We start from the raw sequence: 19,675 nt of genomic DNA, 5'->3' as shown, positions 1-19,675 counted from the left end.
GATGGACCAGCGTTACCCTGGACGCGAAATTGGTCAGGAACAGCGCCTCTTCCACTGCCGTGTTGCCGCCGCCCACCACGACGATCTCCTTGCCGCGATAGAAGAACCCGTCGCAGGTCGCGCAGGCCGAGACGCCGAAGCCCTTGAACTTCTCCTCGGACGGCAGGCCCAGCCAGCGCGCCTGAGCGCCGGTGGCGAGGATCACGGCATCGGCGGTATAGGTCGTGCCGCTGTCGCCTTGCGCGGTGAAGGGGCGCTGCGAGAGGTCGAGCGACAGGATGATGTCGGTGACGATGTCGGTGCCCATCTCGCGGGCATGGGTCTCCATCCGGGCCATCAGGTCGGGGCCCATGACCGAGGTATCGCCCGGCCAGTTCTCGACATCGGTGGTGATGGTCAGCTGCCCGCCCGGCTGCATCCCCTGCACCAGCACCGGCTCGAGCATCGCCCGCGACGCGTAAACCGCCGCCGTGTACCCCGCAGGGCCAGACCCGATGATCAGAACCCGGCTGTGTTTGCTTTCCTGCATGGCTTCCGTCATGGCGGCGCTCCGTAAATATTCGTTTTCCCGCATATAAGGGCGCGAAGGCGCCGGGCAAGGGGTCGAATGCACCTAACCCGTCGGCGCTGTCCGGGCAAGTCAGGCGCAGGCCGCGCTGGCTTCGCGCCGCCGCCGCCCGACGATGCTGCCGAAATCCGCACAATTATTTCTCTGTTGCGAAATATTATTGCGCCTGTGACCCGCTATGCCTACATAAGCGCAAACACACAGGGAGACCCGCCGTGATGCCCGGCAGCAAACTCGACCCGATCGACCGGATGATCCTTGCCGAATTGCAGGCCGACGGGCGCATGACCAATGTCGAACTCGCCAAGCGGGTGGGAATTTCGGCCCCGCCCTGCCTGCGCCGCGTGCGGACGCTAGAAGAGGCGGGCTTCATCCGGGGCTACCACGCCCGGGTCGATGTGCGCGAGCTGGGCTTCGAGGTGCAGGTCTTCGCCATGGTCCGCCTGCACCGTCAGAACGAGGCCGATCTGCGCGCCTTCGAGGATCGCTGCCGCGCCTGGTCGCTGGTGCGCGAATGCCACATGCTCAATGGCGAGATCGATTTCATCCTGAAATGCGTGGCGCCCGATCTGTCGACGTTCCAGTCCTTCCTGACCGAGGATCTGCTCGCCGCCGATAACGTGGCCTCGGTCAAGACCTCGCTGGTCATCCGCTGCGCCAAGGACGAACCGGGCGTACCCTTCGACGTGCTCGAGGACCGCTATAAGCGCGAAGCCTGACACCCGGTCGAAACCCGCGCCCTTTCACTTTGCCAAAAAATACTCGCGGGGGTGAATGGCCCGGAACGGGCCAGAGGGGGCGGCAGCCCCGGTTGCGCGCTACGTGCTTTTCGGGCCTTGCGCGAAACGCTTTTCAACGCCGCCCACAGGCTTTACCTAGATCCCCGCAAGGAGGGCCCCCGATGGCGACCATTCTCGACAAGATCAAGGCCTACAAGCTTGAGGAAATCGCGGCAGCGAAAGCTGCGCGTCCCCTAGCGCAGATCGAGGCCGAGGCTCGTTCCGCCGACGCCCCGCGCGGCTTTCAGCGCGCGCTGCACGCGGCGTCGGCCAAAGGCTACGGCCTGATCGCCGAGATCAAGAAGGCCAGCCCTTCAAAGGGCCTCATCCGCGCCGATTTCAACCCGCCGGCGCTGGCGCAGGCCTATAAGGCAGGGGGCGCGGCCTGTCTGTCGGTTCTGACCGACACGCCCAGCTTCCAGGGCGCGCCCGACTTCCTGAAAGCGGCCCGAGCCGCCGTGGATCTGCCCTGTCTGCGCAAGGATTTCCTCTATGACACCTATCAGGTGGCCGAGGCCCGCGCCTGGGGGGCCGATTGCATCCTGATCATCATGGCTTCGGTTTCGGACGCGCAGGCGGCCGAGCTGGAAGATGCGGCGATCGGCTGGGGGATGGATGTGCTGATCGAGGTGCATGACGGTGACGAACTCGACCGCGCGCTGGCGCTGAAATCGCCCATGCTCGGTATCAACAACCGCAATCTCAACACGTTTGAGACGACGCTCGACACCACGCGCACGCTGGCCGCGCGGGTCCCGGAGGGGCGGATGCTGGTTTCCGAAAGCGGTCTTTTCACGCCCGCCGATCTGGCCGACATGGCCAGTCACGGGGCGCGTTGCTTCCTCATCGGCGAAAGCCTGATGCGGCAGGACGATGTCGCCGCCGCCACGCGCGCGCTTCTGGCTGATCCGGTCGTATCATGAGCGGCCTTACCCATTTCGACGCCGAGGGCCGGGCGGTCATGGTTGATGTCTCGGGCAAGCCGGTGACCGCGCGTGTCGCCACCGCCTCGGCGCATGTCGTCATGCGGCCCGAGACGCTCGCGCATGTCGTGCAGGGCACGGCGAAGAAGGGCGACGTGCTGGGCGTCGCGCGGCTGGCCGGGATCATGGCGGCCAAGAAGACGTCCGAGCTGATCCCCCTCTGCCATCCGCTGCCGATCACCAAGGTGACCGTCGATCTGACCCCCGACGAGTCGCTGCCCGGCGTGCGCATTCTGGCCGAAGTGAAAACCACCGGCCAGACCGGGGTCGAGATGGAAGCCCTCACCGCCGCCTCGACCGCCGCGCTCACCGTCTATGATATGCTCAAGGCGGTCGAGAAGAGCATGGAAATCGGTGGCATCGCCGTCCTGCGCAAAGAGGGCGGGAAATCGGGGACCTACGTCAAGGACGGAACATGAGTGCGCAGGGACGGTCGCTGGAGTTGTTTTTCATCGACGGCCGTCCGGACGGCATGCTCACGGCTGAGGTTTTCAACTGGACGGGCCATGTGCTGCGCGCGCCTCGCACCCAGCTGAAAGAGGCGCTGCAGCGACGCGAAGCGGGCTATACCGGCGTCTATCTTCTGTTTGGCGAAGAAGAAGGCCGGGCACGGCTTTACATCGGCGAGGCCGAGGATATGCGCGAGCGCCTGCGCAGCCACGCGCAAAACAAGGATTGGTGGGATTACGCCGTTCTGATTTCGGCTGCGGCGGATGTGTTGCACAAGGCGCATGTCAAATACCTCGAGTCCCGTCTGGTCGAGATCGCCCGCGACGTCGGCGGCGCCGAGCTTGAAAACGGCAACCAGCCCACGCGCAGCAGTCTGTCGGAAGCCGCCACCGCGAATATGGAATCCTTCATCGAGACGCTGATGATGGTGCTTCCGGCGATCCGCGTGGACGCGTTTCTTAACAAGAAGCGCAGCGTTGTTACTGCCACGGCGCAAGAGCCAGATGATCGCGCGCCGATCTTTGCCTTTAAAGTTCCCCGTCATGGGGTCTCAGCCACCGCGATTCTGCGCGATGGCGAGATGATTGTGCGGGCAGGCTCAATTGGGCGGCTCGAATGGGTTGCCGAGAGGCGAAACAATACGTCTTACGCTCGCCTGCATCGCGAACTCGTCGAGCATGGTGTCATTGTACCTGATGGCGACAATGGTCGATTTACCTCGGATTTCGCATTCTCGAGTCCCTCTGCCGCCGCCGCTGTCCTCGCTGGTCGCGCCGCACACGGACGGACGCATTGGGTCCACATCAGCACCGGAAAAACCTATGCTGAGTGGGAAGAGATGCAGTTGGAAAGGGCAGATCCATGATCCCCGTCACCGAAGCCGAAGCGCTGTGCCTTGCGCTGGTCACGCCGTCGGGCGCGGCTGAGACCGTTTCGCTGGATCAGGCGGCGGGTCGCACGCTCGCCCGGGCTGCCATCGCGCATCGCGCGCAGCCGCCGTTTCGGTCAGCGGCCATGGATGGCTACGCGCTGCGGGACGCCGAGCTCGCCATCGGCGCCGCCTTCACTATCGTGGGCGAATCCGCCGCCGGGCATGGCTGGCAGGGACAGGTCGGCCCCGGTCAGGCCGTGCGCATCTTTACCGGCGCCCCGGTGCCCGAGGGCGCCGACCACGTCGTCATTCAGGAAGACACCGCGCGCGAGGGCGAGCGGATCACCATTCAGCCCAATCTCGGCAACGGCCCCAATATCCGTGCCGCCGGCGGCGATTTCGACGCCGGTTTCGCGCTCGATGCGGGCCGGCGTCTGAGCGCTGCCGACCTTGCCCTTCTGGCGGCGATGAATGTCGCGCAGCTTGAGGTCGTGCCGCGTCCGCGCGTGGCGCTTCTGGCGACCGGGGATGAGCTGGTGATGCCCGGTGAAACCCCGGGCCCCGATGAGATCATCGCCTCGAACACCTTCGCGCTGAAGGCCATGGTCGATCAGGCGGGCGGCGAGGGGGTGATCCTGCCCATCGCGCCGGATCGCCGCGACGCGTTGGAAGCGGCGATGTCCGAGGCCGCGCAGGCCGATATCGCAGTAACGATCGGCGGTGCCTCGGTCGGGGATTATGACCTCGTGGGGCAGGTGGGCGAGGCTCTGGGGATCGAGCGCGCCTTCTACAAGATCGCCATGCGCCCCGGCAAACCGCTGATCGCCGGGCGGCTGGCGGGCAAGCCGTATCTGGGGCTGCCGGGGAACCCCGTTTCGGCGGTGGTGACGGGACATCTGTTCCTGCTGCCGATGGTGCGCCGCTGGCTGGGGCAGGATGCGGTCAGACCCGCGCGGATGATGGCCCGTCTCGGCGCCGATGTCGGCCCGACCGGACCCCGCACGCATTACATGCGCGCGCGGCTCGACGACGGCGTCGTTACTCCGTTCGAGCGGCAGGACAGCGCGCTTCTGAGCGTGCTGGCCGAGGCGAATGTCTTGCTGGAACGCCCACTGGGCGACGGCCCCCGCAAGGCGGGCGAGGCGGTGCCTGTTCTGCTTTTGTAGTCATTATGGTTGACACAAAAGGGGAACATGCGTAGAACAGTGGTAAAACGCCTGACGTTTCCCTGTTGGAGGCCGCGATGCTGACCCGTAAACAGCTCGAACTTCTGGAACTGATCGACACCCGCATGAAACGCGACGGTGTCCCGCCTTCTTTCGACGAGATGAAGGATGCGCTGAACCTGCGCTCGAAATCGGGTATCCACCGGCTGATCACGGCGCTGGAAGAACGCGGCTTCATCCGCCGTCTCGCCCATCGCGCCCGCGCGATTGAGGTGGTGCGCATGCCCGAAGCGCTGGAAAAACGCGTGCCCGAGGTGATCGAGGGCGGCGCGCCGGCGCCGGCCCCCGCCGCTCAGCCCGCGCGGGCGATGCCGGTGCACGAAGTCCATGCGCTGGAATTGCCGGTCATGGGGCGCATTGCTGCGGGGACGCCGATCGAAGCGATCTCGGAAGTGTCGCGTCATGTCGCGGTGCCCGGCTCGATGCTGGGCGGCAAGGGTGAGCATTACGCGCTGGAAGTGCGCGGCGATTCGATGATCGAAGCGGGGATCCACGATGGCGACATCGTCGTGATCCGTGAACAGACAACGGCGGATAACGGCGATATCGTCGTGGCGCTGGTCGAAGGGCAGGAAGCGACGCTGAAGCGCTTCCGCCGCCAGCGCGGCATGATCGCGCTCGAAGCTGCCAACCCGGCCTATGAAACTCGCGTGCTGCGCGACGATCAGGTCGCGGTGCAGGGCCGTCTTGTCGGGCTGATTCGCAGCTATTGAGGCGCAGTTTTTCTGGATGAGGCATCGCGACAGGGCGGGGGAGCCGCTCGCTCCGGGTGTCGAAGGTTGTGTCGCTTTGTTTCAGACGACGTTCGGGACGGGCTGAACCGGCGCGTATGCGCCGGTTGGGGCGTCCCGGTCTGTCAGCAGGTTCAAGTCAGGCTTCGCATCCGAGATGCCTCGCAACTTGTCAGGTCACCGACAACAAGGCGGTGACATGTCTGTTTCCCCGATAATGAGTCCGACCAGATTGCCTTTCGCCATGTTTAGGAAGGCCGCAGCCGGATAGCGCCGACTGCGTCACCTGACCCTGCGCCCGGTCCCGGGCCGCGCGCGTTCTGGCTTTATGCGCGGCTCGTCTCAGCCAGACGAGCGCCGCAGCGGGACCACGCCGCCTGCCGGTACCGGGCAGCGACGGCCACGATCCGCGATCAGGCCGCTCAGCGCTTCACGCAGGCGGTCGAGATGCAGCGGCTTGGTCAGGCAATCGTCGAAGCCTTCACGGATATAGGACTCCACCTGATGCGCCATCGCGTTGGCGGTGAAGGCGACGATCGGCAGAGGCTTGGCGGCGGCAAGAGCCTCGTCTTCGGCCGCCCGTTTGGCTTCGCGCGCGCGGATTTCCTTCTGCACGGCGACGCCATCCATATCCGGCATCGAAATGTCGAGGATGACCAGATCGAACGCCTCGCGCTCATAGGCGTCGAGCGCCTCGGTCCCGTCATTGACCAGCACCGCCGCGATGCCAAGCTGGCCCATCATCGCCGCAAGGATCATCCGGTTGGTGCGGTTGTCGTCCGCCGCCAGAACGCGCAGCGCCTGCAGATCGGGCGCGGCCAGCAGGGGATTGGGCGCGGGCATAGCCATGTCGAGCGCATCGGTGCGCGCAACCGGCAGCGTGACCGAGATCGTCGTGCCGACATTGGGTGTGGTCTCGACGGTGATCCGGCCCTGCATCATCTGCACCAGCCGGTTCACGATCGGCATACCCAGCCCCGTGCCGCCGAAACGCCGCGCGATCGAGCTGTCGGCCTGGCCGAAATCCTCGAACAGATGCGCGAGCTGGGCTTCGGTCATGCCGATGCCGCTGTCCCGGACCGACAGCGTCATCTCGCCCGCCGTGCGGCAGTCGATATCGACATAGACCGAGCCGTTCTCGGTAAACTTGATCGCGTTCGACACCACGTTGTGCATGATCTGCAGGATGCGATGCGGATCGCCCAGCCGCGCCGTGTCGCCGTCGCCGGCGACATTGACCGCGAAAGAGATGCGCTTTTCCGAGGCTTTGAGCGTGTGCACCGATTCGATCCGCTGCGCCAACTCGCCGGGGATGAAGGGCACGATCTCGATCTCCATCAGATCAGCCTCGATCTTCGACATGTCGAGCAAATCGTTGATGATGCTCAGCAACAGCGCGCCCGATTCGTGCATGACCTTGACCATGCGGCGCTGATCGGGGTCGCTGATCAGGGTTTCCAGCACCTCGGCCACGCCCAGCACGCCATTGAGCGGCGTGCGCATTTCGTGGCTCATCTTGGCAAGGAAATTCGACTTCGCGGTATTGGCGCGATTGGCCTCATCCAGCGCCTCTTCGCGCTTGCGTTCGGCCATGATCTGATCGGTCACGTCGAGCAGGGCATAAACCACGCGGGGGCGCGTCGCGCCCTCCTGCACCACCGGGGCTGCGTGGACCGAAATGAAATGCTCGCCATCCCGGTTGGCCAGTTGCAGCCGCTCGACCGGGGCCAGCACGCCCGAGCGCATGGCGACGTCGAAGGGCGTCTCGCCCGCCGGAATGGTCGTGCCGTCCTCGCGCTTGTAGCCGAACCATGTCGGGTCGTCGTGATGACTGCCCAGCATCTGTTCGCTGGGAACGCCCAGCATCGATTCGGCGGCGTTGTTGACGAAATTGATGATCCCGTCGGCGTCGATCACCACGATCCCCATCGCCGAGGTCGACGTGATCGAGGACAGGAAGGCGCGTTCATCGGCCAGATCCTGTTGCGCGATGCGCATGTCGGTATCCTGCTCGCGCCGGATCAGAACCGAGCAGATCACATCCGCCACCGATTGCAGCAGATAGACCTCGCCGGGCAGGAACGAGTGGGTCTTGTGCACGCCGTCGAAGCCCACGAAGCCATAGGTCGACCCTTCCGAGCGCATCGGGACCAGAAGGATCGAGCGCACGGATTGTTCCTCGAGCGTCAGGCGTGAGGGGGAATCGGGCGGCAATTCGTTGACATCGGGGACGTGGACGACGTCGCCGCGGCCCAGATCCTCGGCAATCGGGCCATATAGCTCGATCGGCAGTTCCTGAAGGTGGTCGATCATCGGATCGATCCCTTCGGCGCACCATTCATGCGTGTTCTGAGTGATCTCGCCGTGATGGACGAAAACATAGGTCCGGTCGCGCTGGCAGTAATCCCCCAGCCGCGCGATGGCTTCGTTGACCGAGGCGTCGGTCTGCTCGATCGGCGCGCGCAACAGGTTGTTGAGGATCTCGACGACCAGCGCCTGAATCCGTGTCAGTCGCGTTTCGTTGCTGATGATGTTTTCGTCGGTCGTAGTTTCGTCGCTCATGCTGTCCGTCCTGCCCGTTCGACGCAAGGAAGAGACGCGTCGGCGCCCTGCTTTGGCGACGCATCCGTTCCGGTGATACGGAGACCCGAACAGGGATCTCCCGACGCGTGCAAAACTCGCACGAATGCATCTAATAGTGCCCTTACGACAATGCTCTGGCAAGAGGGCGCGGCTTGCGACAAGCCTGTCCTTGGGCTAGCCCGGTGTACACCCGGAATGAGGAAACACTATGTCCACAACGCTCGATCCCGTCGATTTGACCGCGCGCCTGATCCGTTGCCCTTCGGTCACGCCCGACGAGGGCGGAGCGCTTTTGCTACTTCAGGGAGAGCTGGAATCCGCGGGCTTTTCCTGCGCGCGAGTGGATCGTAACGGCACGGCGAATCTCTTTGCCCGTTGGGGGCAGAAAGGCGCGAACCGGTCGTTCGGTTTCAACGGGCATACCGACGTTGTGCCCCCGGGCGACGCCGCCGAGTGGCGCTTCGATCCGTTCTCGGCGACCGAGGCCGAGGGCAAGCTCTGGGGCCGGGGCGCCTGTGACATGAAATCGGGGGTCGCGGCCTTCGTGGCGGCGGCGGTGGATTTCGTGCGTGACACCCCGCCCGATGGCGCGGTGGTGATCGCCGTCACCGGCGATGAAGAGGGCGACGCAACCGACGGGACAGTCGCGCTTCTGGACTGGATGGCCGAACAGGGTGAGCGGATGACGCATTGCATCGTCGGCGAGCCGACCTGCCCCTCGGTGATGGGCGAGATGATCAAGAACGGGCGCCGGGGCTCGATGACCGCACGGCTTGAGGCGCGCGGCGTTCAGGGCCACTCGGCCTATCCGCACCGCGCCAAGAACCCCTTGCCCGCGCTGGTGAAACTGCTCGACCGGCTGGCCAGCCACGAGCTGGACACGGGCAACAGCCAGTTCGACCCCTCGACGCTGGCCCTGACCACGATCGATGTGGGCAACAAAGCCACCAACGTGATCCCGGCCAGCGCGAAAGCGGTGTTGAACATCCGGTTCAACGACATTCATTCGGGCGCCAGCCTGACGACGTGGCTGGAAACCGAAATCGCCCGCGTGACCGAGGAAACCGGCATCGACTTTTCGATGACAGTCAAGGTTTCGGGCGAAAGCTTCGTCACGCAGCCGGGCTGGTTCACCGATCTGGTGTCCGACGCGGTCGAGGCCGCCTGCGAGCGTCGCCCCGAATTGTCGACCACGGGCGGCACCTCGGATGCGCGGTTCATCAAGGATCATTGCCCCGTGGTCGAATTCGGGCTGGTGGGTCAGTCGATGCACAAGGTGGACGAGTATGTCGAGCTGGCGCATATCCGCCAGCTCAAGGACGTTTATACCCGCATCCTGACGCGTTACTTCGCCGAAGGCTGAGGCCAGTTCAGGATCGCCTCGATCGCCTCGTCGGCGGTCTCGACGATGCGGAAAAGCTTGAGATCCCCGGCCGAGATCGTCCCGGCCGCGGCCAGCATGTCCCAGTTGACGATCTTCTCCCAGAAGTCGCGCCCGAACAGCAGGAAGGGGATCGGCTTCATCCGGCCGGTCTGGATCAGCGTCAGCGATTCGAACATCTCGTCGAGCGTGCCGAACCCGCCGGGGAAGACGGCGACGGCCCGGGCGCGCATAAGGAAATGCATTTTCCGGATCGCGAAATAGTGGAAGTTGAAGCACAATTCGGGCGTCACATAGCGGTTGGGCGCCTGTTCATGCGGCAACACGATGTTCAGCCCGATGGATTTGCCGCCCGCTTCTTCGGCACCGCGATTGCCCGCTTCCATCACGCCGGGGCCGCCGCCGGTGGTGACGATCCAGTCGTCGCCGCCTTCGGCCAGCGACATCTCGGTGATCCGGCGCGCGAAGATCCGCGCTTCGTCATAGTAATGCGACAGCTCGGCCAGCATCGGCGTCTTGGCGCCGTCTTTCTTCGCGGGCTCGGGGATACGCGCGCCGCCAAACAGAACCACGGTGGATTTCACCCCGGCTTCGTTCATAGCCATTTCAGGCTTGAGCAGTTCCAGCTGCAGCCGCACCGGGCGCAGATCGTCCTGACACAGGAAATCGTCGTCGGCAAAGGCCAGACGGTAGGTCGGCGATTGCGTCTGCGGCGTTACCGGGATCTGGCGCGCGGTCTCGATATCCTGATGGCTGTCGCGAAAGGCATGGCGCCGCGCATGCCGCGTCTCAGCCCGTGTCTCGGCCTCGGTGATGGTGTCGTCCTTGGACGTTTTGGACATGGCGGCTCCCCTTTCACATTGCGGACCCCCTAGGTAGTCTCGCCATGACATCATGACCAGAGAAACACAGGGCGGAGGCACAGATGGATTGGCGCGCAGAGATCGACGCGGCGGCGGAGCGCATCACCGGCCATATCCGCCGGACCCCGGTCATGGCGATCACGCTGGACGGGCATGAGGTCGAGATCAAGCTGGAACACCTGCAGCATACCGGCAGCTTCAAGGCGCGCGGCGCGTTCAATTCGCTGATCAAAGGGCCGGTGCCCGAGGGCGGTGTCGTCGCGGCCTCGGGCGGCAATCACGGCGCGGCGGTGGGCTATGCGGCGGCGAGCCTGGGCATTCCCGCGCAGATCTTCGTGCCGGAAATGGCGGGCCCGTCGAAAATCGCGCTGATCGAGCGGACGGGCGCGGGGCTGACCGTGGTGCCGGGGCAATACGCCGACGCGCTGGAGGCGGCGCTGGCGCATGAGGCGAAGACCGGCGCGATGCAGATCCATGCCTATGACGCGACCGGCACGCTGGCCGGGCAGGGGACGCTGGCGCGCGAATGGGATGCGCAGGGGCTGAAGGCCGACACGGTGCTGATCGCGGTCGGGGGTGGCGGCCTGATCGGCGGATCGCTGGCGTGGTGGCAGGGCACGCGCAAGGTCGTCGCGGTCGAGCCGGAGACCTCTTGCGCGCTGCATGCGGCGCTCAGGGCGGGCGAGCCGGTCGATGTCGAGGTGTCGGGCGTCGCCGCCAATGCGCTGGGGGCGCGGCGGATCGGGGCGCTCAGCTACGGGCTGGCTGCGGGGCAGGGGATCGACAGCGTGCTGGTCAGCGACGCGGCCATCACCGAGGCGCAGAGCCTGCTGTGGCGCGAGTCCCGGCTGCTGGTCGAGCCCGCCGGGGCCACGGCGCTGGCCGCACTGCTCTCTGGGGCGTACCAGCCCGCCGAGGGCGAGCGGGTCGCTGTCCTGCTTTGCGGCGCCAATCCCGCGCCCGAACCGCTCTAGGTCCGAACGGCGGCTGCGCCGGTTTAAAGATACCGCCCGCCGCGCTGCAGGACCTCGATCTCGTAGCCATCGGGATCGGCCACGAAGAAAAAGCGCGCGATCACCTCGCCACCCGGCGCAAAATCCACCAGCTTGCGTGGCGACAGGCCCTCGGCCTCGAACCGCGCGTGCTCGGCGGTGACATCGTCGACCGACACCGCCAGATGCCCGTACCCGTCGCCCAGATCATAGGGCTCGGTGCGGCCCTTGTTGACGGTGAGTTCCAGCTCGAATCCGGTTTCGGCGTTTGACAGGTAGATCAGCGTGAAGCTGTCGAAATCCAGCCGGTCCGCGACTTTCAGCCCGAAGGCCTTGTCGTAGAAGGCGAGCGAACGCGCCTCGTCCAGAACGCGGATCATCGAGTGGATCATCTTGGCCATGAGAAACTCCTGTCATGTCGCAGCCGCGATTTAGCCTGTCGGCGTGGAAGGGCAACCCGAAACCCATCCGCCGCATTGTCCAGCCGCGCGCCGACCGCTATAGGGCTTGGCAACCGAAAACTCCGGAGGGATTCATGTCCAACGCCGCACTCGAAGCCGCCATCGAAGCCGCCTGGGAGGCCCGCGACGGCATTACCCCGGCCACCAAGGGGGAAACCCGCGACGCGATCGAGGCGACGCTCAACGCGCTGGATTCGGGCAAGCTGCGCGTGGCCGAGCGTGGCGAGGACGGCACGTGGCACGTCAACCAATGGGCCAAGAAAGCGGTTCTGCTGGGCTTCCGCCTGAAAGACATGGAAGAGCAGTCGGGCGGCCCGCAAGGCGGCGGCTGGTGGGACAAGGTCGACAGCAAGTTCAAGGGCTGGGACGCCGCGCAGTGGAAAGAGGCGGGCTTCCGCGCCGTGCCCAACTGCGTCGTGCGCAAATCGGCTTATGTCGCGCCGGGCGTGGTGCTGATGCCGTCCTTCGTGAATCTCGGCGCCTATGTCGACAGCGGCACCATGGTCGATACCTGGGCCACCGTCGGCAGCTGCGCGCAGATCGGCAAGAACGTGCACCTGTCGGGCGGCGTCGGGATCGGCGGCGTGCTGGAACCGATGCAGGCCGGCCCGACCATCATCGAAGATCACTGCTTCATCGGCGCGCGGTCGGAAGTGGTCGAAGGCGTGATCGTGCGCGAAGGCTCGGTGCTGGGTATGGGCGTGTTCATCGGCCAGTCGACCAAGATCGTCGACCGCGCCACGGGTGAAGTCATGTATGGCGAAGTCCCGGCCGGGTCGGTGGTCGTCGCGGGCTCGATGCCCTCGACCGGCGGCGTGAGCCTGTATTGCGCGGTGATCGTGAAGCGCGTCGACGCCAAGACCCGCTCGAAAACCTCGATCAACGAGCTGCTGCGCGACTGATCCGTCCCGCTTTGACGACCCTTCCGCCGCCCGCCCTTGAAAATAAGGCCGGGCGGCGGAACTTTTTCGGCCCCTGTCTTGTTAACCCCGCAATAACCGGGTGCGGCCCGGACACACACAATCCTTTGGGGGTACTTCCATGACCGGACTCGGTTGGATCGCGGCGATCATCATCGGCGGCATTGCCGGTTGGCTTGCCGAACAGTTCATGAAATCGAACATGGGCATCCTGATGAACATCATCCTTGGCATCGCCGGGGCGCTGATCCTGAACTTCATTCTTGTCTCGCTCGTCGGGGCAACGCTGGGTGGCTGGATCGGCCAGCTGGTCGTGGGCTTCATCGGTGCCTGCATCCTGATCGCCGTCGCGCGGATGTTCCGCCGCGCGGCCTGATCCGGACCGCCGGATGATGGCTTTTCGCGAGCGTATCGCGTGACATGAACAAGCCGGGCGCCCCACCGCGCCCGGCTTTTCGTTATGCATTTTCCCCAAAGCCGGAGCGCCGATGTTCGCGGATCTGCCGCTGTCCCTGTTGCTTGTCGTCTTCTTTGTCGCCGGCGTCGTGGTCGTCGCGGTATCGATCCGCGCCACGCATCTGGCCGACCTGATCGCAGACCGCACCCGCATGGGCGAGGCCATGGCGGGCGCGGTCATTCTGGGTGGCGCGACTTCGCTGTCGGGGATCGTCGTGTCGGTGACCGGCGCGGCTGGCGGAGATGCGTCTTTCGCGGTGTCGAACGCGGTCGGCGGCATCGCTGCGCAGACGCTGTTCCTAGCGCTGGCCGACCTGCTCTACAAACGAGCCAATCTCGAACACGCCGCCGCCGAGCCCGCCAATCTGTTTCAGGCGGTGTTGCTGATGGCGATGCTGTCGCTGCCCATCGCGGCGATGGCGGGGCCCGACATTTCGGTCTGGTCGGTGCATCCGGTCTCGGTGGTGATGTTCTTTACCTATGTCGCCGGGGTGCGGCTTTCGGCGCAGGTGGGCGAGCGGCCGATGTGGCGCCCGGTCCAGACCTCGGAAACGCGGCGCGACGAGCCCGAGGACGACAACGACCCCGACGCCCCCGTCACCCGCCCGGCCATCGTCTTTGCCGGGCTGGTGATCGTCATGGGGCTTTGCGGCTGGGTCATCAGTCAGGTGGGCGGCACGTTCATCACCCGCTTCGGCCTGTCGTCGAGCATGGTCGGCGCGCTGATGACCGCCGTGATCACCTCGCTGCCCGAGCTGGTCACCACGCTGGTCGCCGTGCGCAAAGGCTCGCTGCAACTGGCCGTGGGCGGCATCATCGGCGGCAACACCTTCGACACGCTGTTCATGGTGTTCTCGGACGTGGCCTATCGCGACGGCTCGATCTATCAGGCGATCGGGCCGACCGATCTGTACTGGCTGGCCACGGGGATGCTGATGACGGCGATCCTGCTGGGCGGGCTTATCCTGCGCCAGCGCAACGGGCCGGCGCGGATCGGTATCGAAAGCGTGCTTCTGATCGCGGTCTATGCGCTGGCCGTGGTGGTCGAACTGCTCGCCTGAGCTGCCTTGGCCTGCGGCGTCAGCCCTTTTTCTGCGGCTTTTCGCCCACCGGGCCGCCCGACTTTTTCCAGCCGCCGAAGCCGTCGGTGATGTGCATCACCTTCTCCAGCCCCATTTCCTGCGCCACCCGTGCCGACAGCGCCGAGCGCCAGCCCGAGGCGCAGTAGAACACGAACGTGTCGCCGCTCTGGAATTGCGGCTTGGCATAGGGGCTTTCGGGGTCGATCCAGAATTCCAGCATGCCACGCGGGCAGTGAAAGGCGCCGGGGATCATGCCGTCGCGCTCAAGCTCGCGCGGGTCGCGCAGGTCGACGAAGGTGACGCCTTCGGTTCCGTGCATGGAAAAAAGCTCGGCGGCGGGGGCGTGGGCCACCACCTCGTTGGCCTCGGCCACCATGTCCTTGACGCGTTTCATTCGGCTCTCCCTGTTTCAGTCGCAGGCAAACACGGCGCAAAACGATGCGCAAGTGGGTTCTGGAAAGGCTTCGTTTACGGGTCTGTGTCCTCATGGGCTTCTGGTGCCGTGCCCGTTCCGTTCCGGCCTTTCCCGTTTCCGGTTTCCGATTTCCTGTTTCCCGTACGAGTGGTCCCATGCTTGCCTTGCTTCCCATCAGACTGGCGCTTGCGCCGATCACGCTGACTCAATCGCTGGCCAGTCTGCGCCGGCTCACGCGCCTGCCGCCTGTTCCGGGCGCGCGCAGCGGTGTCATCGGCTCGGGCCCGGCGCTGCATCTCTTCATCGTGGGCGACGGCGCGGCGGCGGGCCTTGGCGCCCCCACGCTCGAGCAAACCTTCGCGGGCTTTCTCGTCGCCGATCTAGCGCGCGATTTCACCGTGCATTGGCGGGTCGAGGCGCGATATCTGGCGACCTCGGCGCAGGCCCTGCGCCATCTTCAATCGCTGGATCTGGGGCGCATCGATGTGGCGGTTTCCGCGCTGGGCATCGCCGATGTGCGCGGGCAGGTGTCGCCGCGCCGGTTCCGTAACCAGCAGCGCGCGATTGCACGGCTGTTGCTCGATCACGGCGCCAGACAGATCTGGCGCACCGGCCTGCCGCCGGTCGAACGCCTGACACACCTGCCGCAGCCATGGCGGATGTTGATGGCGATCCAAGCCCGCGCGCTGGATGCCGTTCTGGCTGCGGAAACCGCGCCGCCGATCTATCGGCTGCCTTATGATCAGGCCTTGCTGCGACCCGATCTGCGCACCTCCGACTCGCTCTTCCCGTCGACGGCCGCCTATGCCGAATGGGCGCGGCGTCAGGCACGCGAGATCCGGCTCCGCGCCTGAGACGCCCTTTCCGCCGAAGCCGCTTCGCGTTATGACCGGCGCCAAAGCAAAAGGCGAGATCATGGCCGAGCAAGCCGAACCCAGACCCGAAAAGAAGAAGCGCCAGCAGCAGGTTTTCACCCTGCTCGTCCAAGTCGGCCGCAAGGACGGCGACGGTCTGCCCGAGGGCAGCACCGGCGCGGGCCTGTTGTGCTATGCCTCGGGCGTGGACGAGGCCGAAGCGGTGCGCGAAACCGTGGCAATCCTGAAACAGGCCGATCTCGCGCCGCTCGACGTGACCGGCTACGGCACGCTGGATGACCGGCTGAAACAGGGCGACGAGATCGACCCCGAAGAGCGCGCCCTGATGCAGCGCGCGCTCGAGGAAAACGCCGTGATCGTCGCGCAGATGACGCCGTTCGACGACTGACCCCCGTCAGTCGGTCATGAACCGCGCGCGCAGCGGGCCGCTCGCCGCGCCCAGCGCGCGCGCCTGCGGCCCGATCGTGCCCTCGCGCAATTCGGGCAGCATCAGACCCCGGCGAAGGCCGTCGGGGTCCGGCACCGCCAGCGCCGCTCGAACGCGTTCGGTCAGCGCCCGGCGCAGCGTTGCAGGCATCCAGCCGTCGAGGACCACCAGCGGGACGTCCAGCACCGCAACCGCCGCCTGCACCGCCTGCGCGATGGCAGGCGCGGCGCGGTTGAGCCATGTCTCCATGATCGGTGCGGGCAGGTCCCAGCCGTCGGGCGGCGCCCATAGCGCGCCGCCATCATAGCCCCCGGCATTCAGCGCCGTTTCTAGACCGCTGAGCGAGGCCAGATCGATCAATTGCCGCATCCGGCCCGAGACGTCGCGCACCGGCAACGACCCCAGCGCCCCGGCAAGGCCGCGGGCGCCCGCGAACAACCGTCCGTCCAGCACGATCCCGCCGCCGATATAGAACCCCATATGAACATGCAGAAAATCGCGCGCGCCCCCGGTCGCCCCGAAGGTCAGATCGGCGCTGCAGGCCGCGTTCGCGTCGTTCTGCGCCATCACCGGAAAGGGCAGGGCGGCACCCAGTTCCGCCGCGATGTCGCGCACGGCCCAGCCTTGCAGCGCGGCGCGGGCATCGCCAGCGGCCTCGGGCCAGTCCCAGATCCGGTCGGGCAGGGCGATCCCCAGACCGGCGATTCGCGCGCGCTCGGCCAGCGGGCGCGCGGCGCTCATTTCGGCCACTGCCGTCTGCGCGAAACGCAGTACGCGGTCGATATCGGGTGCCTCGTGCTGTTCGATGCGCCGCGCAAGGCAGGTGCCGAGAAAATCGATCAGCACCATCTCGACCGCTCGCCGCCCGATTCGCAGCCCGTAGAACAGCGCTCCGCCGGGCGCCAGCGCCATCGGCACCGAGGGCTGGCCCACGCGCCCGCGTTGCGGCGTGCCGCGCGTCAGAAGGCCTTCGGCTTCGAGCGCGCGCATGATTACCGAAACGCTTTGCGCCGACAGCCCGGTCCGCCGCGTGATCTCTGATTTGGCCAGCGGACCGTGACGGCGGATCAGTGTCAGCACCAGCCGCTCATTGCGTGCGCGCATGCCGCTCTGATTGGTCCCCGCGGCGAGGGGCGGCTGCGCATCATCCATCGGGCTGGCCATCCTGTGTGTCGATACGGGCAGGATGCCGCTCGCACGGGCAGGGGTCAATAATTGCTCAACAAGAGTGAATTATTCGACAAACAGCGCCGCCGGTGCCGAAAAACGGCCCGTCCGGCGCGCATTCCGCGCCCTGTTCACGATGAAGGGGAAGGGTGGTGCTGCAAGCGAGGATTGAACTCGCGACCTCTCCCTTACCAAGGGAGTGCTCTACCACTGAGCTACTGCAGCGTCGCCACGGGCGGCTGAATAGACGCATCCCGCGCCCCGCGCAAGCCCCATCTGGACATTATTTCACCCGACGCTAAGACAGACCCATGACCAAGCGCGATCCCGAACAGAACCCCGCTGCCGACGGCTTTGACGGCGCCCGCCGTGTGACGTCGGTGAAAGGCACCAAGGGCGACGAAGCGAAAGCGACGCGCGTGAAAGCGGCGCTCAAGGCCAATATCGCCAAACGCAAGGCGCAGGCGAAACTCCGCGGTGACAATGATCACGGCGAGGAAGAGGATAATTCATGACCGACGCCCGTTTCGAAGACGGCGACGACGCACCGCTGCGGCTGATCGCCCGCGATGCCGACGACCTGAACGTGATTTCGACCCTGGTGCAGGATTCGGTGCTGACCGGCGCCGATCTGCGCTACAGCAAGGCCCGCAGGCGGTTCACCCTGCTGCTCAACCGCTTCCGCTGGGAAGACGAATCGCGCGCCAAGGCGTCGGGCCGCCGGGTCGAGCGCGTGCGCAGCCTGCTCGATCTCAGCGATGTCACCGCCGTCGCCCATCAGGGTCTGACGCGCGACAACGACACCGTGCTGTCGCTGCTCTCGGTCGATTACACCCCCGATGCGCCGGGCGAGCCGGGCGAACCCGCCGGTCCGGGCCGTGTCGTCCTGACCTTCGCGGGGGACGGGGCGTTGCAGCTCACCGTCGAATGTCTCGAGGTCGAGCTCAGCGACGTCACGCGTCCCTATGCCGCGCCTTCGGGCCATGTGCCGCACCATCCCGACTGATCCCGCCCGCTTGCCCATCCTCCGCCGATCCCCTATCGCTGCCCCGACCATGCACAGGAGATCGCCATGACCCAGTTTCTGAACGGCCAGAATCCCGGTTTCGAGGCCGATTTCACCCATCTTCTGGGCATGAAGCGCGAAGACAGCGCCGACGTGGACGCCATCGTCGCGGGGATCATCGAGGATGTGCGCCAGCGCGGTGACGCGGCAGTGATCGAGCTGACGTCGAAATTCGACCGGCTCGATCTGACGCCCGAGACGCTGGCTTTCTCCAAGGCCGAGATCGACGCCTATTGCGCGCAGGTCACGCCCGAAGACCGCGCGGCGCTGGAACTCGCCGCTGAGCGTATCCGCGCCTATCACGAGCGTCAGAAGCCCGAAGATGCGCGCTGGACCGATGCCTCGGGCGCCGAGCTCGGCTGGCGCTGGTCGGCGGTTGCGGCGGCGGGGCTCTATGTGCCGGGCGGGCAGGCGAGCTATCCGTCCTCGGTGCTGATGAACGCGATCCCCGCCAAGGTCGCGGGGGTCGAACATCTGGTCGTCGTCTGCCCCACGCCGGGCGGGGCGGTGAACCCGCTGGTGGTGCTGGCCGCGCGCCTGTCGGGCGTCGACGTGATCTACCGCGTGGGCGGCGCGCAGGCCGTGGCCGCGCTCGCCTATGGCACCCAGACCATCGCGCCGGTGGACAAGATCACCGGGCCGGGCAATGCCTTCGTCGCCGCGGCCAAGCGCCGGGTTTTCGGGCGGGTCGGCATCGACATGATCGCGGGACCGTCCGAGATCCTCGTGATCGGCGACGGGACCGGCGACCCTGACTGGATCGCGCTCGATTTGCTCAGCCAGGCCGAACACGATCAGGTCGCGCAATCCATCCTCATCACCACCTCGCAAGCCGAAGCCGATGCCGTGACCGCAGCGGTCGAGCGCCATCTCGAAACGCTTGAGCGGCGCGAGATCGCAGGGGCGAGCTGGCGCGATTACGGCGCGGTGATCGTGGTCGAGACGCTCGACGAAGCCGCGGCGCTGTCGAACCGCGTGGCGCCCGAACATCTCGAACTCTGCGTCGAAGACCCCGAGGCTCTGCTGCCCCGGATCCGCCATGCCGGGGCGATCTTCCTCGGCCATTGGACGCCCGAAGCGATCGGCGATTATGTCGGCGGCCCCAACCACGTCCTGCCGACCGCCCGCTCGGCGCGGTTCTCTTCGGGGCTGAGCGTGCTCGATTTCATGAAGCGCACGACCCTCGCCCGGATGACCCCGGACGCGTTGCGCACCATCGGTCCTGCGGCCGAGACGCTCGCGATCAGCGAAAGCCTGCAGGCCCATGGTCTGAGCGTGCGCGCCCGTCTCGACAAGCTCAACGACTGAACGGCTTGCCGCCGCCCGGTCATCTTTAATCGTCAAATATCCTGCGGGGGATTTTCAAGGGGACGCAAAGT

22 protein-coding genes and 1 tRNA gene are annotated in these 19,675 nt (G+C 65.9%); 16 read left to right on the top strand and 7 right to left on the bottom strand.

All coding sequences use genetic code 11. The annotated features are described in order from the left end of the window. A partial coding sequence (locus tag JI664_RS20510; RefSeq protein WP_414707753.1) for an NAD(P)/FAD-dependent oxidoreductase occupies nt 1–541 on the bottom strand: 541 nt, incomplete at its 3' end. A gap of 245 nt (nt 542–786) precedes the next feature. Here JI664_RS20510 and JI664_RS20505 point away from each other — a divergent pair. The 6 genes from JI664_RS20505 to lexA all read left to right on the top strand — a co-directional run bounded on the left by JI664_RS20505 (nt 787) and on the right by lexA (nt 5,590). Next, on the top strand, nt 787–1,287 hold the full coding sequence (locus tag JI664_RS20505) for an Lrp/AsnC family transcriptional regulator (RefSeq protein WP_207015643.1): 501 nt from the start codon (nt 787–789) through the stop codon (nt 1,285–1,287). Nucleotides 1,288–1,469: 182 nt separating this feature from the next. After that, complete coding sequence (gene trpC, locus JI664_RS20500) at nt 1,470–2,270, top strand: indole-3-glycerol phosphate synthase TrpC (protein WP_207015642.1); 801 nt, start codon at nt 1,470–1,472, stop codon at nt 2,268–2,270. Next, nucleotides 2,267–2,749, top strand: a complete 483-nt coding sequence (gene moaC, locus JI664_RS20495; RefSeq protein ID WP_207015641.1) for a cyclic pyranopterin monophosphate synthase MoaC — start codon at nt 2,267–2,269, stop codon at nt 2,747–2,749. The genes trpC and moaC overlap by 4 nt, the downstream gene beginning before the upstream one ends. Then, nucleotides 2,746–3,645: a GIY-YIG nuclease family protein gene (locus JI664_RS20490; RefSeq protein ID WP_207015640.1), complete on the top strand. Its 900-nt coding sequence runs from the start codon at nt 2,746–2,748 to the stop codon at nt 3,643–3,645. Before moaC ends, JI664_RS20490 begins: the two co-directional genes overlap by 4 nt. Further along, nucleotides 3,642–4,817 carry a gephyrin-like molybdotransferase Glp gene (gene glp, locus JI664_RS20485; RefSeq protein ID WP_207015639.1) on the top strand — a complete coding sequence of 392 codons (1,176 nt, stop codon included), beginning with the start codon at nt 3,642–3,644 and terminating at the stop codon, nt 4,815–4,817. Before JI664_RS20490 ends, glp begins: the two co-directional genes overlap by 4 nt. Before the next feature lie 77 nt (nt 4,818–4,894). Continuing rightward, complete coding sequence (gene lexA, locus JI664_RS20480) at nt 4,895–5,590, top strand: transcriptional repressor LexA (protein WP_207015638.1); 696 nt, start codon at nt 4,895–4,897, stop codon at nt 5,588–5,590. Nucleotides 5,591–5,950: 360 nt separating this feature from the next. Here the strand turns inward: lexA and JI664_RS20475 are convergent, their stop codons facing one another. Then, nucleotides 5,951–8,170, bottom strand: coding sequence for an ATP-binding protein (locus JI664_RS20475; RefSeq protein WP_207015637.1), 2,220 nt, complete (start codon nt 8,168–8,170; stop codon nt 5,951–5,953). A 229-nt stretch (nt 8,171–8,399) separates the two neighbouring features. Here JI664_RS20475 and dapE point away from each other — a divergent pair, with 229 nt between their 5' ends. After that, entirely contained in the window at nt 8,400–9,554 is a 1,155-nt protein-coding gene (dapE, locus tag JI664_RS20470) for a succinyl-diaminopimelate desuccinylase (protein ID WP_207015636.1), read from the top strand. Here dapE and JI664_RS20465 read toward each other — a convergent pair. Next, nucleotides 9,536–10,414: a TIGR00730 family Rossman fold protein gene (locus tag JI664_RS20465; RefSeq protein ID WP_207015635.1), complete on the bottom strand. Its 879-nt coding sequence runs from the start codon at nt 10,412–10,414 to the stop codon at nt 9,536–9,538. The genes dapE and JI664_RS20465 overlap by 19 nt on opposite strands. Before the next feature lie 83 nt (nt 10,415–10,497). On the opposite strand from JI664_RS20465, the gene JI664_RS20460 reads away from it, so the two are divergent. Continuing rightward, nucleotides 10,498–11,409, top strand: coding sequence for a threonine/serine dehydratase (locus JI664_RS20460; protein WP_207015634.1), 912 nt, complete (start codon nt 10,498–10,500; stop codon nt 11,407–11,409). Nucleotides 11,410–11,432: 23 nt separating this feature from the next. On the opposite strand, the gene JI664_RS20455 is transcribed toward JI664_RS20460, so the two are convergent. Continuing rightward, nucleotides 11,433–11,828, bottom strand: coding sequence for a VOC family protein (locus JI664_RS20455; RefSeq protein ID WP_207015633.1), 396 nt, complete (start codon nt 11,826–11,828; stop codon nt 11,433–11,435). Between the two features lie 134 nt (nt 11,829–11,962). Between JI664_RS20455 and dapD the strand changes: the two genes are divergently transcribed. The 3 genes from dapD (at nt 11,963) to JI664_RS20440 (ending at nt 14,325) form a co-directional block, all read left to right on the top strand. Then, on the top strand, nt 11,963–12,790 hold the full coding sequence (gene dapD / locus JI664_RS20450) for a 2,3,4,5-tetrahydropyridine-2,6-dicarboxylate N-succinyltransferase (protein WP_207015632.1): 828 nt from the start codon (nt 11,963–11,965) through the stop codon (nt 12,788–12,790). Between the two features lie 139 nt (nt 12,791–12,929). Beyond that, nucleotides 12,930–13,184 carry a GlsB/YeaQ/YmgE family stress response membrane protein gene (locus JI664_RS20445; protein ID WP_207015631.1) on the top strand — a complete coding sequence of 85 codons (255 nt, stop codon included), beginning with the start codon at nt 12,930–12,932 and terminating at the stop codon, nt 13,182–13,184. Between the two features lie 112 nt (nt 13,185–13,296). Further along, nucleotides 13,297–14,325, top strand: a complete 1,029-nt coding sequence (locus JI664_RS20440; RefSeq protein ID WP_207015630.1) for a sodium:calcium antiporter — start codon at nt 13,297–13,299, stop codon at nt 14,323–14,325. 19 nt (nt 14,326–14,344) lie between these two features. On the opposite strand, the gene JI664_RS20435 is transcribed toward JI664_RS20440, so the two are convergent. Continuing rightward, nucleotides 14,345–14,740, bottom strand: coding sequence for a rhodanese-like domain-containing protein (locus JI664_RS20435; protein WP_207015629.1), 396 nt, complete (start codon nt 14,738–14,740; stop codon nt 14,345–14,347). Nucleotides 14,741–14,916: 176 nt separating this feature from the next. On the opposite strand from JI664_RS20435, the gene JI664_RS20430 reads away from it, so the two are divergent. Then, nucleotides 14,917–15,615, top strand: coding sequence for a hypothetical protein (locus tag JI664_RS20430; RefSeq protein ID WP_207015628.1), 699 nt, complete (start codon nt 14,917–14,919; stop codon nt 15,613–15,615). Between the two features lie 61 nt (nt 15,616–15,676). Further along, entirely contained in the window at nt 15,677–16,024 is a 348-nt protein-coding gene (locus tag JI664_RS20425; protein WP_207015627.1) for a hypothetical protein, read from the top strand. Between the two features lie 6 nt (nt 16,025–16,030). On the opposite strand, the gene JI664_RS20420 is transcribed toward JI664_RS20425, so the two are convergent. Then, nucleotides 16,031–17,167 (bottom strand): ROK family transcriptional regulator, encoded by a 1,137-nt coding sequence (locus JI664_RS20420; protein WP_207015626.1) that lies wholly within the window; start codon nt 17,165–17,167, stop codon nt 16,031–16,033. Between the two features lie 213 nt (nt 17,168–17,380). Further along, nucleotides 17,381–17,455, bottom strand: a tRNA-Thr gene (locus JI664_RS20415). An 86-nt stretch (nt 17,456–17,541) separates the two neighbouring features. On the opposite strand from JI664_RS20415, the gene JI664_RS20410 reads away from it, so the two are divergent. From JI664_RS20410 to hisD, 3 genes are all read left to right on the top strand, one after another. After that, the gene (locus JI664_RS20410) at nt 17,542–17,745 is read left to right on the top strand and encodes a hypothetical protein (protein WP_207015653.1); all 204 of its coding nucleotides are present in this window, start codon (nt 17,542–17,544) and stop codon (nt 17,743–17,745) included. After that, nucleotides 17,742–18,236, top strand: a complete 495-nt coding sequence (locus JI664_RS20405) for a DUF2948 family protein (protein WP_207015625.1) — start codon at nt 17,742–17,744, stop codon at nt 18,234–18,236. The genes JI664_RS20410 and JI664_RS20405 overlap by 4 nt, the downstream gene beginning before the upstream one ends. Nucleotides 18,237–18,302: 66 nt before the next feature. After that, nucleotides 18,303–19,604: a histidinol dehydrogenase gene (gene hisD / locus JI664_RS20400; RefSeq protein ID WP_207015624.1), complete on the top strand. Its 1,302-nt coding sequence runs from the start codon at nt 18,303–18,305 to the stop codon at nt 19,602–19,604. Nucleotides 19,605–19,675 lie beyond the last annotated feature (71 nt).

This window comes from Rhodobacter sp. NTK016B (genome assembly GCF_017303295.1).
GTDB lineage: Bacteria > Pseudomonadota > Alphaproteobacteria > Rhodobacterales > Rhodobacteraceae > Pararhodobacter.
Note: the sequence above shows the minus strand (reverse complement) of the source record. Positions and strands in the feature narration are given on the sequence as shown.

What these genes read in the sequence shown, in the direction of transcription:
- JI664_RS20505 (WP_207015643.1), top strand. Translation starts at nt 787, where the DNA reads ATGCCCGGCAGCAAACTCGACCCGATCGACCGGATGATCCTTGCCGAA.
- trpC (WP_207015642.1), top strand. Translation starts at nt 1,470, where the DNA reads ATGGCGACCATTCTCGACAAGATCAAGGCCTACAAGCTTGAGGAAATC.
- moaC (WP_207015641.1), top strand. Translation starts at nt 2,267, where the DNA reads ATGAGCGGCCTTACCCATTTCGACGCCGAGGGCCGGGCGGTCATGGTT.
- JI664_RS20490 (WP_207015640.1), top strand. Translation starts at nt 2,746, where the DNA reads ATGAGTGCGCAGGGACGGTCGCTGGAGTTGTTTTTCATCGACGGCCGT.
- glp (WP_207015639.1), top strand. Translation starts at nt 3,642, where the DNA reads ATGATCCCCGTCACCGAAGCCGAAGCGCTGTGCCTTGCGCTGGTCACG.
- lexA (WP_207015638.1), top strand. Translation starts at nt 4,895, where the DNA reads ATGCTGACCCGTAAACAGCTCGAACTTCTGGAACTGATCGACACCCGC.
- JI664_RS20475 (WP_207015637.1), bottom strand. Translation starts at nt 8,170, where the DNA reads ATGAGCGACGAAACTACGACCGACGAAAACATCATCAGCAACGAAACG.
- dapE (WP_207015636.1), top strand. Translation starts at nt 8,400, where the DNA reads ATGTCCACAACGCTCGATCCCGTCGATTTGACCGCGCGCCTGATCCGT.
- JI664_RS20465 (WP_207015635.1), bottom strand. Translation starts at nt 10,414, where the DNA reads ATGTCCAAAACGTCCAAGGACGACACCATCACCGAGGCCGAGACACGG.
- JI664_RS20460 (WP_207015634.1), top strand. Translation starts at nt 10,498, where the DNA reads ATGGATTGGCGCGCAGAGATCGACGCGGCGGCGGAGCGCATCACCGGC.
- JI664_RS20455 (WP_207015633.1), bottom strand. Translation starts at nt 11,828, where the DNA reads ATGGCCAAGATGATCCACTCGATGATCCGCGTTCTGGACGAGGCGCGT.
- dapD (WP_207015632.1), top strand. Translation starts at nt 11,963, where the DNA reads ATGTCCAACGCCGCACTCGAAGCCGCCATCGAAGCCGCCTGGGAGGCC.
- JI664_RS20445 (WP_207015631.1), top strand. Translation starts at nt 12,930, where the DNA reads ATGACCGGACTCGGTTGGATCGCGGCGATCATCATCGGCGGCATTGCC.
- JI664_RS20440 (WP_207015630.1), top strand. Translation starts at nt 13,297, where the DNA reads ATGTTCGCGGATCTGCCGCTGTCCCTGTTGCTTGTCGTCTTCTTTGTC.
- JI664_RS20435 (WP_207015629.1), bottom strand. Translation starts at nt 14,740, where the DNA reads ATGAAACGCGTCAAGGACATGGTGGCCGAGGCCAACGAGGTGGTGGCC.
- JI664_RS20430 (WP_207015628.1), top strand. Translation starts at nt 14,917, where the DNA reads ATGCTTGCCTTGCTTCCCATCAGACTGGCGCTTGCGCCGATCACGCTG.
- JI664_RS20425 (WP_207015627.1), top strand. Translation starts at nt 15,677, where the DNA reads ATGGCCGAGCAAGCCGAACCCAGACCCGAAAAGAAGAAGCGCCAGCAG.
- JI664_RS20420 (WP_207015626.1), bottom strand. Translation starts at nt 17,167, where the DNA reads ATGCGCGCACGCAATGAGCGGCTGGTGCTGACACTGATCCGCCGTCAC.
- JI664_RS20410 (WP_207015653.1), top strand. Translation starts at nt 17,542, where the DNA reads ATGACCAAGCGCGATCCCGAACAGAACCCCGCTGCCGACGGCTTTGAC.
- JI664_RS20405 (WP_207015625.1), top strand. Translation starts at nt 17,742, where the DNA reads ATGACCGACGCCCGTTTCGAAGACGGCGACGACGCACCGCTGCGGCTG.
- hisD (WP_207015624.1), top strand. Translation starts at nt 18,303, where the DNA reads ATGACCCAGTTTCTGAACGGCCAGAATCCCGGTTTCGAGGCCGATTTC.